This is a genomic window from Chelatococcus albus (assembly GCF_030067675.1).
In the GTDB taxonomy this organism is placed as follows: Bacteria; Pseudomonadota; Alphaproteobacteria; order Rhizobiales; family Beijerinckiaceae; genus Chelatococcus_A; species Chelatococcus_A albus.
Genome location: NZ_JASJEV010000009.1, coordinates 1 through 12,669 on the forward strand (window position 1 = coordinate 1; position 12,669 = coordinate 12,669).

At 70.0% G+C, this 12,669-nt stretch carries 13 protein-coding genes and 1 tRNA gene; 4 read left to right on the plus strand and 10 right to left on the minus strand.

From position 1 onward, the window contains the following. Positions 1 to 87 precede the first annotated feature (87 nt). From QNA08_RS14040 to QNA08_RS14065, 6 genes are all read right to left on the minus strand, one after another. A tRNA-Thr gene (locus QNA08_RS14040) sits at positions 88 to 163 on the minus strand. Between the two features lie 133 nt (positions 164 to 296). Beyond that, a complete protein-coding gene (locus tag QNA08_RS14045) occupies positions 297 to 1,454 on the minus strand; it encodes an iron-containing alcohol dehydrogenase (RefSeq protein ID WP_283741359.1) in 1,158 nt (385 codons plus the stop codon). A gap of 95 nt (positions 1,455 to 1,549) precedes the next feature. After that, positions 1,550 to 2,941: an aldehyde dehydrogenase family protein gene (locus tag QNA08_RS14050; protein WP_283741360.1), complete on the minus strand. Its 1,392-nt coding sequence runs from the start codon at positions 2,939 to 2,941 to the stop codon at positions 1,550 to 1,552. A gap of 105 nt (positions 2,942 to 3,046) precedes the next feature. Continuing rightward, positions 3,047 to 4,417 (minus strand): glutamine synthetase family protein, encoded by a 1,371-nt coding sequence (locus QNA08_RS14055; protein ID WP_283741361.1) that lies wholly within the window; start codon positions 4,415 to 4,417, stop codon positions 3,047 to 3,049. Between the two features lie 75 nt (positions 4,418 to 4,492). Beyond that, positions 4,493 to 6,010: an amino acid permease gene (locus tag QNA08_RS14060; protein ID WP_283741362.1), complete on the minus strand. Its 1,518-nt coding sequence runs from the start codon at positions 6,008 to 6,010 to the stop codon at positions 4,493 to 4,495. Positions 6,011 to 6,062: 52 nt separating this feature from the next. Further along, positions 6,063 to 6,845 carry an N-formylglutamate amidohydrolase gene (locus QNA08_RS14065; protein ID WP_422679924.1) on the minus strand — a complete coding sequence of 261 codons (783 nt, stop codon included), beginning with the start codon at positions 6,843 to 6,845 and terminating at the stop codon, positions 6,063 to 6,065. A 149-nt stretch (positions 6,846 to 6,994) separates the two neighbouring features. On the opposite strand from QNA08_RS14065, the gene QNA08_RS14070 reads away from it, so the two are divergent. Then, positions 6,995 to 7,843: a MurR/RpiR family transcriptional regulator gene (locus tag QNA08_RS14070; RefSeq protein WP_283741364.1), complete on the plus strand. Its 849-nt coding sequence runs from the start codon at positions 6,995 to 6,997 to the stop codon at positions 7,841 to 7,843. 6 nt (positions 7,844 to 7,849) lie between these two features. Here the strand turns inward: QNA08_RS14070 and QNA08_RS14075 are convergent, their stop codons facing one another. Beyond that, the gene (locus QNA08_RS14075; RefSeq protein ID WP_283741365.1) at positions 7,850 to 8,152 is read right to left on the minus strand and encodes a hypothetical protein; all 303 of its coding nucleotides are present in this window, start codon (positions 8,150 to 8,152) and stop codon (positions 7,850 to 7,852) included. A 100-nt stretch (positions 8,153 to 8,252) separates the two neighbouring features. Then, positions 8,253 to 8,621 (minus strand): PRC-barrel domain-containing protein, encoded by a 369-nt coding sequence (locus tag QNA08_RS14080; protein ID WP_283741366.1) that lies wholly within the window; start codon positions 8,619 to 8,621, stop codon positions 8,253 to 8,255. A gap of 298 nt (positions 8,622 to 8,919) precedes the next feature. On the opposite strand from QNA08_RS14080, the gene QNA08_RS14085 reads away from it, so the two are divergent. Both QNA08_RS14085 and QNA08_RS14090 read left to right on the plus strand, forming a co-directional pair. Beyond that, a complete protein-coding gene (locus QNA08_RS14085) occupies positions 8,920 to 9,147 on the plus strand; it encodes a hypothetical protein (protein WP_283741367.1) in 228 nt (75 codons plus the stop codon). A gap of 142 nt (positions 9,148 to 9,289) precedes the next feature. Next, entirely contained in the window at positions 9,290 to 9,835 is a 546-nt protein-coding gene (locus QNA08_RS14090) for a tetratricopeptide repeat protein (RefSeq protein ID WP_283741368.1), read from the plus strand. Between the two features lie 37 nt (positions 9,836 to 9,872). On the opposite strand, the gene QNA08_RS14095 is transcribed toward QNA08_RS14090, so the two are convergent. Both QNA08_RS14095 and QNA08_RS14100 read right to left on the minus strand, forming a co-directional pair. Continuing rightward, positions 9,873 to 10,604, minus strand: coding sequence for a GNAT family N-acetyltransferase (locus QNA08_RS14095; protein ID WP_283741369.1), 732 nt, complete (start codon positions 10,602 to 10,604; stop codon positions 9,873 to 9,875). 55 nt (positions 10,605 to 10,659) lie between these two features. Further along, a complete protein-coding gene (locus QNA08_RS14100; protein WP_283741370.1) occupies positions 10,660 to 11,094 on the minus strand; it encodes a GNAT family N-acetyltransferase in 435 nt (144 codons plus the stop codon). Positions 11,095 to 11,194: 100 nt separating this feature from the next. Here QNA08_RS14100 and pdxR point away from each other — a divergent pair, with 100 nt between their 5' ends. After that, entirely contained in the window at positions 11,195 to 12,652 is a 1,458-nt protein-coding gene (pdxR, locus tag QNA08_RS14105) for a MocR-like pyridoxine biosynthesis transcription factor PdxR (protein WP_283741371.1), read from the plus strand. The last annotated feature ends 17 nt before the right edge of the window (positions 12,653 to 12,669 follow it).

Consider the following 12,669-nt stretch of genomic DNA (forward strand, 5'->3'; position numbering starts at 1 on the left):
CCTCGACAACCCGTTCGGCCCGAGGTTGTCACCCATGTCTTAGGTACGTTCTGCAACCCATGTGTCCGGGTTGGACAAGCTCATCGATGGTGCCGGTTGAGGGACTCGAACCCCCGACCTACCGCTTACAAGGCGGTTGCTCTACCAGCTGAGCTAAACCGGCGCGGCGCCGTGCGGCGCAAGCTGCTGCTCTCCCGCTAACAGCGATCCGCCACCTGTGCAAGGGAGGACGCGCGGGAACCACGGACGCGGCCCTCAGCTCTGCCCTTCCCAGCCTTGCACCGGCCGACGACGGACTACAGGCGCCCGGCGAGCGCGGCCTCGAAGATGGCGGCGGCGCCCTCCCCGGTCAGGGGCACGGGATTGCCGCCGGCCGTCGGGTCGGCGATCGCCATCCCGGCGATGAGCGCGGCCTTCGCCCCGTCGACGCCGAGGCCCGCCAGCGTGTGGGGCACGCCGATGTCGCGGCGCAGGTCGAGCACCCATTGCAGGAAGGCGTCGAAACTCGGCTCGAGGCCGCAATAGGCGGCGAGGCGCACGATCCTCTCCTCAATGGCCGGGCGGTTGAAGGCCAGCACATAGGGCATGAAGACGGCGTTCGTCATGCCGTGGTGCGTGCCGTAGAGCGCGCCGACCGGGTGCGACAGCGAGTGGACGGCGCCAAGCCCCTTCTGGAAGGCCGTGGCCCCCATGGCGGCCGCGGCCATCATCTGCGCCCGCGCCTCGATGTCCGCCCCGTGCGCGACGGCGCGCGGGAGGAAGGCCTTGACGAGTCGCACGCCCTCCGCCGCCACGCCGTCGGCGAGCGGGTGGAAGCCCGGCGCACAATAGGCCTCGAGGCAGTGGGCGAGCGCGTCCATGCCCGTTCCGGCCGTCACCGCCGGCGGCAGGCCGATCGTCAGCTCCGGATCGCAGATCACCACCTTCGGCATCATCTTCGGGTGGAAGATGACCTTCTTGGTATGCGTCTCCACATTGGTGATGACGCCGGCCCGCCCCACCTCCGAGCCCGTGCCCGCCGTCGTCGGCACGGCGACGACGGGGGCGATGCCGTCCGGGTCTGCCCGCGTCCACCAGTCGCCGATGTCCTCGAAGTCCCACATCGGGCGGGTCTGCCCGGCCATGAAGGCGATGACCTTGCCGCAGTCGAGCGCCGAGCCGCCGCCGAAGGCGATGACGCCGTCGTGGCCGCCCGCGCGCAGCACGGCGATGCCCTCCGTCACGTTCGCTTCCACCGGGTTCGGCTGCACCTTGTCGTAGACCGCGACCGCGAGCCCCGCGGCCCGGCAGCGCGCGACCGCCTCGCCAATCATGGGCAGGCCCGAGAGGCCGGGGTCGGTGACGAGGAGCGGCTTCGCCATGCCGGCGGCACGGCAGGCATCGGGCAGCTCGGCGATGCGGCCGGGGCCGAAGCGCACGGCAGTGGGATAGTTCCAGTTGGCGGTCAGCATCATGGCGGGACTCGTGTTCTCGTCGGTGAAGGGCGTTTGCCCGGCGCCGGCCGGTGCCGCACCCGGCATAGCCGGGCTTCGCCGGCGGCTCGTGCGGGTCAGAAGGCGGTTCGGAGATGGAAGGACTTCGGCCGCGTCAGCGTCTCGTAGCCGATGCGCGACAGGGTGGCGCCGCGGCCGGTATCCTTCACCCCCGTCCAGGCGAGGGCCGGGTCGAGATAGTCGCAGCGGTTCATGAAGACCGTGCCGGTCTCGATCTCGTCGCCGATGCGCGCCGCAGCCTCCGCATCCGCCGTCCAGATCGAGGCGGTGAGCCCGTAGGGACTGTCGTTCATGAGGTTGATCGCCTCCTCGTCGCCCGAGACGGGCATGATGCCGACCACCGGGCCGAAGCTCTCCTCGCGCATGAGCGACATCTGGTGGTTCACCTCGACGACGACCTGCGGCGCCATGTAGGGCGTCCCCGCCGCGTCCCTCGGGAAGTGGGCGGGATCGACGAGGGCGCGCGCACCGGCCCGCACCGCCTCCGCCACCTGATTCCGGCAGAAGGCCGCCGCCTCGGCCCTGACCATCGGCCCGAGCGTCGTCGCCTCCTCCAGCGGATCGCCGAGAATGTAGCCCTTCGTCAGCGCGACGAAACCGTCGACGAAGGGCTCGTAGACGTCCCGGTGCACGTAGATGCGCTCGATGCCGCAGCAGGACTGGCCGGAGTTGAAGAAGGCCCCGTCGACGAGGTTTTCGACCGCCTGCCCCATGTCGGCGTCCGCGCGCACATAGGCAGGGTCCTTGCCGCCGAGCTCGAGGCCGAGCGCCGTGAAGGTCCCGGCCGCGGCCGCCTCCATCGCCCGGCCGCCGGCGACCGAGCCGGTGAAGTTCACCTGGTCGACACGGCCCGCGGCGATGATCCGCGCCGTCTGGTCATGGGTGAGCGCGAGCGTCTGGAAGAGGCCCGGCGGCAGCCCCGCGGCATCAAACGCCTTCTGGAAGCGCTCGCCCACGAGGATCGTCTGCGCCGCGTGCTTCAGGATGACGGCATTGCCGGCCATGAGCGCCGGCACGACCGAATTGACGGCAGTGAGATAGGGATAGTTCCACGGCGCCACGACCAGCACGAGGCCGAGCGGCTCGCGCGCGATCCAGCGCCTGAACTTGTCCTTCGGTCCAGGATCGATGGGGGCGAGCGCCTTTTCCGCGATGGCGATCATGTGGCGGGCGCGCTCCTCGAAGCCGCGCAGTTCGCCCGCGCCGTAACGCACCGGGCGCCCCATCTGCCAGGCGAGCTCGGGCACGATCTCCTCGCGCATGGCGAGCATGGCCTCGACCGCAGCCGCGCAGCAGCGCGCCCGTTCGGCGACCGGAACGCGCCGCCAGCCGCGCTGGGCCCCCCGCGCCCGTCCGATGGCGCCGTCGATCTCAGCCTCGCGCGCCACGGGCCGCTCCGCATAGACGCGCCCGTCCACCGGCGAGACGCAGCGGATCATGTCGCTCATTCGCTTCCTCTCATCTGACGCTCATGTCCTTGGGCCACGAGACAAACGGAGCCCTCGCATTGCAGCGATGCCGTCCTTCGACGGCCTCCCTGATCCCGGTGCCGCTCACGCCCGCTCGAAGCCGCGCTTGAGCTCCCAGTCCGTGACGCGGCGGTCGTATTCGAACTGCTCCCATTCGGCAGCATGCACGTAGTGGTCGACGACGGCGTCGCCGAAAGCCTCGCGCAGCATCTTCGACTGGCGCAGCGTCTCGGTCGCCTCGCGCAGGGTCTTGGGGATCTCGCGCAGGAACTTGCCGTGATAGGCGTCACCGACGAAGGCGGGCTCGAGGGCGAGCTTTTCCTCGATGCCGGCGAGGCCGGCTGCAAGGAGCGCGGCGAAGGCGAGGTAGGGGTTGAGATCGGCCCCGCCGATGCGGCACTCGACGCGGATCGCCCTTGTCCCCTCCCCGCACAGGCGGAAGCCCGCCGTGCGGTTGTCGTTGCTCCAGATCGCCCGCGTCGGGGCGAAGGTGCCGACCTGGAAACGCTTGTAGGAATTGATGAAGGGGGCGAGGAAATAGGTGATGTCGCGCGCATGCGCGAGCTGCCCGGCGAGATAGTGGCGCATGAGCGCCGACATGCCGAGCTCGCCCTTCGGATCGGCGAAGAGCGGCGTCCTGCCGGCCGTGTCCCACAGCGAGGCATGCACGTGGCTCGACGAGCCGGCGAGGTCGTAGCGCCACTTGGCCATGAAGGTCACCGCCCTGCCCGCCGCGTGGGCCATCTCCTTGATGCCGTTCTTCAGGATGACGTGGCGGTCCGCCATCTCCAGCGCCTCGGCGTAGCGGACGTTGATCTCCTCCTGGCCGGGGCCCCACTCGCCCTTGGAATTCTCGACGGGAATGCCCGCCCCCTGCAGCCCGGTGCGGATCGCCCGCATCACGGGCTCCTCCTTCGTCGTCTGGAAGACGTGGTAGTCCTCGATGTAGTAGCCCGCCGTCTTCGGGTCGCGATAACCCTTGGCGTGGATCGCCTCGTAGCTCTCGTCGAAGAGGTAGAACTCGAGCTCGGAGGCGAAGAAGGCCTTCATCCCGAGCCGCTCGATCCGGGCGAGCTGGCGCTTGAGCACGGAGCGCGGCGAATGCGGCACCTCCGCGTGGGTGTGGTGGTCGAGCACGTCGGCGAGCACCAGCGCCGTGCCGGATAGCCAGGGAATGCGCCGCAGCGTCGCCATGTCGGGCTTCAGCACGAAGTCACCGTAACCTTGGCTCCAGCTCGCGGCGGCGTAGCCGGGCACGGGCTCCATGTCGATGTCGTTGGCGAGCAGGTAGTTGCAGGCGTGAGTCTCCGCATGCGCGGATTCCAAGAAATATTCGGCCTGGAAGCGCTTGCCGACGAGCTGCCCGACCATGTCGGGGAAGGCAACGACCACCGTGTCGATCTCGCCGGCGGCAACCGCCTGCTGCAGGGCTTCGAAGGTTAGGTTTCCGGACATCGGCGATCCCGTGGTGTTGGCGCTGGAAGGCGGCGGGCCCGGCGGTCCGCCGCAGTGTCGTCAAGGCGCTGAGCGTCAGGCCATGCCCGCCTCCGCGGCACGGCGGCGCTCGGCCTCCTCGCGGTGCTCCATGGCGAATTCCTCCTCGGGCGAGAGGATCATGTGGTGCCGCGCGTGGATCGCGAAATAGACGACGCCGACGGCGAACCAGACGGCGACCGCGATGACGCCGGCCCGGTAGACCGGATCGAGGAGCTGGAAGTAGACGGTCAGCGCCGCGATCGCGATGGTCAGGATGGCGCCCGGCACGCCGAGCGGGCTCACATAGGGCCGCTCGATGTGCGGCAGCTTCTGGCGCAGAAGGATGAAGGCGAGCGCCTGCATGATGTAGGAGAACATGGCGCCGAACACCGCCATGTTGAGGAGCGTGCCGCCGATGATGGCGGCCCCCCGGTCGGCGCCGACCGAGAACCACACGGTCAGCATGACCGCGAGAGCGAGCACCGCCCCGGTGATCATGGCGACATGCGGCGTCTTGCGCGCCCCGTGTGTCACGGAGAGCGGCGTCGGGAAGTAGCCTGCCCGCGACAGCGAGTAGATCTGCCGTCCCTTGGCGAAGATGATGGTGTGGAAGCTCGCGATGAGGCCGATGACGGCGACGAGCGCCAGCACCTTGGCGAGGCCGGTGCCGAAAATGGCGCGGAAGCCGTCGAGCAGCGGCTCGCCCGACTTGGCGAGCGCCGCCGAGCCGACCCCGGCCACCGAGGGGTTGAGCCACACGATCATGAAGGCCGAGACGATGAGCGTGAACATGCCGGCGATGATGCCGCGCGGCATGTCGCGCTTGGGATCGACCGATTCCTCCGCCGCGAGCGGCAGCTGCTCGATGGCGAGGAAGAGCCACACGGCGAAAGGCAGGGTGGCGAGCACGCCGCCCCAGCCAAGGGGCAGGAAGGGCCCGCCGCCCTGCGGCAGCGCGGCGCCGTCCGCGCCGATGTCGAGCGCCCAGCGGCCGAAGCCGATGTTGGGCAGCGCGCTCGCCCAGAACAGCACGAGGCAGCCGAGCGCGAGCAGCGTGACGACGACGGTGACGCGGAAGGACAGCTCAACCCCGTGGATGTTGAGGGCAAGGAAGACGGCGTAGAAGCCGATCCACCACAGGGGCTGCAAGGCGGCCGGCGTCTCGAAGATGCCGGTCATGTAGGAGCCGATGAAGAAGACGATGACGGCGGGCGTCAGCACATATTCGACATTCTCGGCGAGCCCGGTGAGGAAGCCGCCCCACGGCCCCATGGCCGTGCGTGCGAAGGAGTAGGCGCCGCCCGTATGCGGCAGCGCCGGGCTCATCTCGGCGATGGAATAGGTGAGGCCGAGATACATCACCATGATGATGGCGGTGGCGATGAGCATGCCGCCCCAGCCGCCCTGGCCGAGGCCGAGGTTCCAGCCCGAGTAATGGCCCGAGATCACGGCGCCGACGCCGAGCGCCCACAGCGACCACACGCCGGCGTAGCGCTTCAGGCCGCGCTTCTCGAAATAGGCGTGATCGACTTTCGTGTAGGTCACCGACCCTTGCTTGTCCTGCGTCGCCATCGGTTCCCCTCCTTGGCTTGCGATTGCGGACGGCCCTCGGTTCACGCGGTGATCAGGCGGGCGGGCCGAAGAGCTCGGCGCACCCGCTTTCGAGATGGCGGACGAGATGCCGCGCCCAGGCTGCCTGGGTCGCGGGCGTGGCGATGAGATCGTTGCGGAGTTCAATCATGACGCAGGGCAGGCCGCGCGCTTCCGCGTGGCGCTCCAGCGTGTGGTAGACGCGGTCCGCGGGCGAGTAGGGCTCGTTGTCCCCCACGACGAGATCTGCCTCCGCGCCGAGCCCGGCGATCAGATGGTCGGCGAGCCGCCGGTCGCGGTTCGACAGGATGCCGACGTGCCAGGGCCGGGCCTTGCCGCGGTAGACGGGCGTGAAGCTGTGCACCGCGACGACGGCCGTGGGCAGTCGCCGGGTGAGGCGGGTATCGATCAATGCATCCACCGCCGCGTGGAAAGGGGAGTAGATGGCGCCCACCCTTGCGAGCCGAGCCTCGTCGCCAAGGCCGTCATTGGCGGCGATGACCGTGTTCTCGCTCAGCGTCACGATCGAGTCGGGTGCATCCGGCGAGCGGTTGCAGTCGATGACGAGGCGCGAGACGCGCGGAAAGACGAGGGGGGCGTCCATGGCGGCCGCGATGCCGCGGGAGACCGGCAGGGCACCAGGATCCCAGGCGATGTGGCTCGCGCGGGCGTCCGCATCGAGGCCGAGGTCGCCGAACACCGCCGGCAGATCCTTCACGGCATGGTCGCAGACAAGGAGAAGCCGGCCCCGCCCCGCCGCATTCTCGACGGCGATGGCCTCCGCCTGCGCGATGAACGGGTGGCTCGGCCCGGCCAGCATCCGCTCTCTCCCGAAAGCCGGCCCCGCCGGCTGCCCCACGTCGCGGTTCTGTTATAGTCAGAACCTGAGCGCAGGATCATGTCAATTCTGAAACGCATGTTTCAAAAGCGGCAGGCGCACGAATCGCAGGCAGACGGGCGCAACCCATGGCAGACGACGAGCACACGATCGCCGAACGCATCCGCGGCAATCTCGAGAGCTTCACGGCGAGCGAGAAGCGCGCCGCCCATGCCCTCCTCGCCCACTATCCCATGGCGGGACTGGAGACCGTCGCCGAATTCGCCGCCCGGGCCGGGGTCAGCGCGCCGAGCGTCCTGCGTTTCGTCTCGCGGCTCGGGTTCGTCGGCTATCCCGACTTCCAGCGCGCCCTGCGCGAGGAGCTCGAGGCGCAGCTCAAGACGCCGCTGATGAAGGCGAGCCCCGAGCCCCCGGGGGCGCGCGGCGATCGCCTCGGCCGTTTCGCCGCGGCGCTGCGCGCCAATCTCTCCGAGACCTTCGCCCATCTGCCGGATCAGGAATTCGAGGCGGCGACGGCGCTCATCGCCGACCGCAAGCGGCGGGTGCATCTCGTCGGCGGGCGCTTCACCGATGCGCTCGCCGCCTACATGGCCGCGCACCTGCGCATCCTGCGCCCCGGCGTCGTGCATCTGAGCGGCCAGGCCGACACGCGCCGCGACCAGCTGCTCGACATCGCCCGCCACGACGTGCTTGTCGTCTTCGACGTGCGCCGTTACCAGGAGAACATGGTGGCGCTCGCGGCCGAGGTGGCCCGCCGCGGCGGCAAGGTGGTGCTCGTCACCGACCAGTGGCTGTCGCCCGTGGCGCGTTCGGCGACGCACATCCTCTCGGCCCGCATCGAGGCACCGTCGAACTGGGACTCGAACGTGGCGCTCCTCGCGCTCGTCGAGGCGCTGGTCGCCGCTGTCACGGAGCGGCTGTGGCCCGAGGCGCGGCGCCGGATCGAAGAGATCGAACGCCTGCGGCAGAGCCTCTGAAGCGCTTCATTGCCGGGGATGGTCGCGCCGCTCCAGCGCCTCCGGCTGCACGACGACATAGTCGCCCTCGATCGTCGTCGGCCCGCGCGCGGTCCGGCGCCGGCGACCGAACCATCCTGTCCGCGCCAGGAAGCGCCACAGGAGGCCGGCGACGAGCACGATCGGCAGGATGACGAGGAAGGCGCCGACGGCGACGAGCGCCAGCGTCAGCACGAGCGCGACGGCCACTGCGGCAATGAGCCCGACCTGCCACCCGGGCAGGCGGACAATTCGGATGCGTGCCCGCGCGAAGGCATCGCCGTCTCGCATCTCATGGTTCTCCGGCATGACGCAAGGACACCCTCCCCTCACCGCTCAGGGTGTCGAAAATATGGTCGCTCGGCCGGTGTGCCTGCGGCGATTTGGCCGCTCAATAGCCCCAGTAGGGCGGCACCTGGTAATGGTCGTGCACGCGCTGCCCCCAGTCCCTGTCGGACCAGTTGAAGTTCTCGTCACCGGGGAAGTTCGGCGCGTTGCGCAGCTGCTCCTCGGTGATGTCGAGTTCATAGGCGTCGAGCTCGACATTGTACTTCAACGCCCCCCAGGGCAGGGCATGATAGTCCTCGCCGATGCCCAGGAAGCCGCCGAAGCTCATGACGGCATAGGCCACCTGGCCCGTACGCTTGTCGATCATGAGCCGTTCGATGCGCCCGATGCGGCTGCCGTCGGGCCGGCGCACAGGTGTCCCCTCGATGCGATCGCTGGCGATGAGCGGGGCCGGTGCGTGGGTGGTCTGCATCTTCGCCTCCCTCTGCAGCGTCTCCCGGGACAACGCCCGCCTTCCCGCCGAGTTCCGCGCCGGCCTCGCGGGGCAGACTGCGGCGCCTCCACGGAAACACTGCATATCCAACCCATTCTGCCTGCAAGTCTATCACGCCGGGCACCGGCAAGTCGAAGCCGCCGACACCATCGTGCGCTCCTTCTCGCGGTCGCGATGGGGCGAGGCGCCCATGGCCCTCGCGGCTTCCGGCGACTATCTTCATGTGCGGGACGGATGTGACGAGCGTTCCGGAGCCGGATCGACGCGGAGTGACGCCATGAACGCAACCGGCAAGGGCGCGCGGGCGAAGGCGCGCGGCAAGGCGGACGACAAGAAGCGCACGGCGCAGAACGAGAAGGCCCATCTCGATGAGGCGCTCGACGAGGCCTTGATGGAGAGCTTCCCCGCGAGCGATCCCGTCGCGTCGATCGAGCCGCTCACCGTCGGCGGCGCGCACGAGGATGCGCTGACCGTGCGGAGCAAGGGCAAGAGCGGCAAGGCATGAGCCGGGCCTCAGCCCCGTCTGCGGGGCGCGGGTCACAGGCTCGTGAAGGATGAGACGGCGGGCCGAAGGGTTGATAGGGTCGCACGCGTTGCGCCGAAGCCGCGGTGCCCGCCGGCCGGAGCAATGCGCGAGGAGAAGACGAATGGTCCGCCTGATCGCCCTTGCCGCCCCCGCCGCCCTCATCCTGGCGCTGGGCGTCGGCACGCCCGTCCTGGGTACGCCCGTCTTGGCCGCCGGCTCCGAACCGCCACCCGCCCCGCCGGCCGCGCAGGACAAGAGCGACGTCCAGAAGCAGCCGAGCCAGAAGAAGAAGCGTGGGCAGCAGTCGTCCGACTGGCGCGACGGCTACCGCGTGGCGGTGAGTTCCATTCAGGGCGGGCGCTACGAGGACGGCCTGAGGGCGCTCGCCGCGCTCGACAGGGACAATTCCCCCGACGTGCAGAACTACCTGGGTTACGCCAACCGCAAGCTCGGGCGCATGGAAGAGGCGCGCAGGCATTACGAGGCGGCGCTGGCCATCGACCCCGACCACCGCGGCGCGCTGGAATATTATGGCGAGTGGCACGTTGACATGAACCGGCTCGACGAGGCCCGCGGCTACCTGCGGCGGCTCGCCACCGTCTGCGGCACGACCTGCCAGGAATACGAGGACCTCGCCGAGGCGATCGCGCAGCGCGCGACGCAGTGAAGCGGCGCGCCTTCAGAGGATTTGCAGCCGCGAGCGGTCAGGCGCCGGCCCCCGCGAGGGCGGCCCGCGTCAGGTCCGAGAGCCTCGACCGCTGCCGCCCGGCCTCGTCGAAATTGTCCGGCGCGAGCCAGCGTTCGAAGGCCGCCTTCAGGGCCGGCCATTCCCCGTCGATGACGGAGAACCACGCGGTGTCGCGGTTGCGGCCCTTGTAGACGAGGGCCTGGCGGAAAATGCCCTCGAAGGTGAAGCCAAGCCGCGCCGCGGCGGCGCGCGACGGCGCGTTGAGGCTGTCGCACTTCCACTCGTAGCGGCGGTAGGCGAGCTCGTCGAACACCCGCCGCATCATGAGGAACATGGCTTCCGTCGCCGCCGGCCTGCGCTGCAGCCGCGGCGAGAAGTTGATGTGGCCCACCTCGATCGAGCCCGCCGCCGCGTCGATTCGCAGGTAGGAGGCAACTCCCACGGCCTTGCCCGACGTCGCGTCGACGATGGCGTGGAACATGGGATCGCTGCCTGCCGCCATCCGCGCGAGCCACGCCTCGTAGGCGGCGAAATCGGCAAAGGCGTCGACGGAGAGATAGGTCCAGTTGCGGCCGGCCGTGTCCTCGGCCATCGCCTCATAGAGCTCGGCCCCGTGGCGCGCGACGTCGAGCGGCTCGACGCGGCAATGGCGACCCACCATGGGCGTGCGCGGCGGCAGCGGGCGCGGGCTCCAGCCCGGCACGGGGGCGCCGATGGGCTGGCCGCCGGCATTCGTTCGCAGGCTCATGGTCGTCTCCGGCGGATGAGCGCCTCGTCGAGGCGCGCGTCAGACGAGCTTGATCTCATAGGTGAGCCATTTCGTGCGCACCGCCCGTCGGTCGTAGACGGCGCGGGCGCGGTAGTTGTCCTCCGCCGTGAACCAGCGAATCACGCTCCAGCCGCGCGCGGCCCTCGTCCGCCACGGCGGCGATCAGCGCATCCGCGGCGCCGCTGCCGCGCGCCGCCGGGTCGACGAAGAGGTCGTCGAGAAAGCCGCCGACCGCAGCCGCCAGGGGACGCGCGAAGGGGCGGAAATGGGCGAGACCGACCGGCCGACCGTCGGCGTCGAGGGCGAGAAAGGCCTTCACCTCGTGGGCGGGATCATGGATCCAGCCCCACACGTGTTCGCGCATCGCCGGCGTCTGTTCCACGGCGTAGAAGGCGGCATAACCGGCATAGAGCTCCTCCCATCGCGCGCGATGCGCGGCGAGGGGGCGGGTGATCGAGACGGCGGCCATGCGTCCTCCTCCTGGATTGTCGGCGGACGCGACATTCACGAGAGAGTGGACTATTTTGAACATCCACATTCTGCCACGTCGACCAGTCCACTTTAGTCCGATGCCCAAGGCCGCTGTTCTGCCGCTCTCCCTCGATCCGTCGTCCGGCACACCGGCCTACCGCCAGCTCTACGAGCAGATCCGGGCCCTCATCCTCGAAGGGCGGGTCTGCCGCGGCGCGCGCCTGCCGTCGACGCGGGCGCTCGCCGCCGACCTCGCCCTGTCGCGGTCGACCGTGGTCGCCGCCTACGAGCAGCTCGCGAGCGAAGGCTACCTGCAGGGACGGCACGGATCGGGCATCTATGTCAGCGACATTCCGGAGGAGAGCCTGCATGCGAGTCCGCGGGACAGGCGGGACGGCCGGCGGAAGCCCCGGCCGCAACATCCGCCTCCGGGGCGAGAGCCCTGGCCGACGCCCGCCCTCCCGCTTCCCTTCGGCTCGCTGGGACCGGACATGCGCCTGTTCCCGCTTGCCGACTGGGCAAAACTCGTCGCGCGAAGCTGGCGGCAGGCCGACGGCTCCGTGCTCGGCGGCCAGCCGCCAACCGGGCATCCCGCCCTGCGCCGCGCGATCGCGGATCATCTCACGGAATGGCGCGGCGTGTCCGCCTCGCCCGACCGGATCATCGTCACGGCGGGCGCCGGCGACGGCATCGAGCTTACCCTGCGGGCCCTGACCCGGCGGGGCGATCCGGTCGCGATCGAGGACCCTAGCTACGTGCCGCTGAGAACCATGCTCGCGGCCCACGGCCTCAGGCGCCTCGCCATCCCGTCCGACAGCAGGGGCCTCGCGCTCGATGTGCTGGAGGCGGCCGCGCCGCCGCCGCGGGTTGCCGTCGTCACCCCCTCGCGCCAGTTTCCCCTTGGCCACACGCTGCCGCTCGCCCGGCGCCTGCGCCTCCTCGACTGGGCCGAGGCGACGGATGCCGTGATCATCGAGGACGATTACGACAGCGAATACCGATACGCCGGCCGACCGATCGAGGCCCTCGCCGCCCTCGATGCCGACGAACGCGTGATCTATGTCGGCACGTTCTCCAAGGTGTTCTCGCCCGGTCTGCGGCTCGGGTACCTCGTCGTGCCCGGCAGCCTCCTCGGGCGTTTCGAGGCGACGCTCGCCGCCTTTGGGCCCCGCGCCTCCTTCCACACCCAACCGGCTCTCGCCGCCTTCATGGCCGAGGGGCTCTTCGCCCAGCACATTCGCCGCACCCGTCGCATCTACGCGGCCCGTCAGGACGCCCTCCTCGGCGCTGTGCGCGAGGCCCTCGGCAGCCTTCTCGCGGTCGAGCCGCAGACCACCGGCATGCATGTGATCGCCCGTCCGTCGGCGAGGCTCACCGGGGATGACGGCGAGTTGTCACGTCTGGCGGCCGCAGCCGGCGTCACGGCCCCCGCCCTCTCGCGCTATTTCGTCGGCCCGCCGCGCGATGCCGGGCTTCTCCTCGGCTTCGCCGCCTTCGAGCCGGAGGAGGTGCGCCGCGCGGTCGATGCGCTTGCTGCGGCTTTTGCGCCCCGCTGAGCCGGCTGCGCACGCTC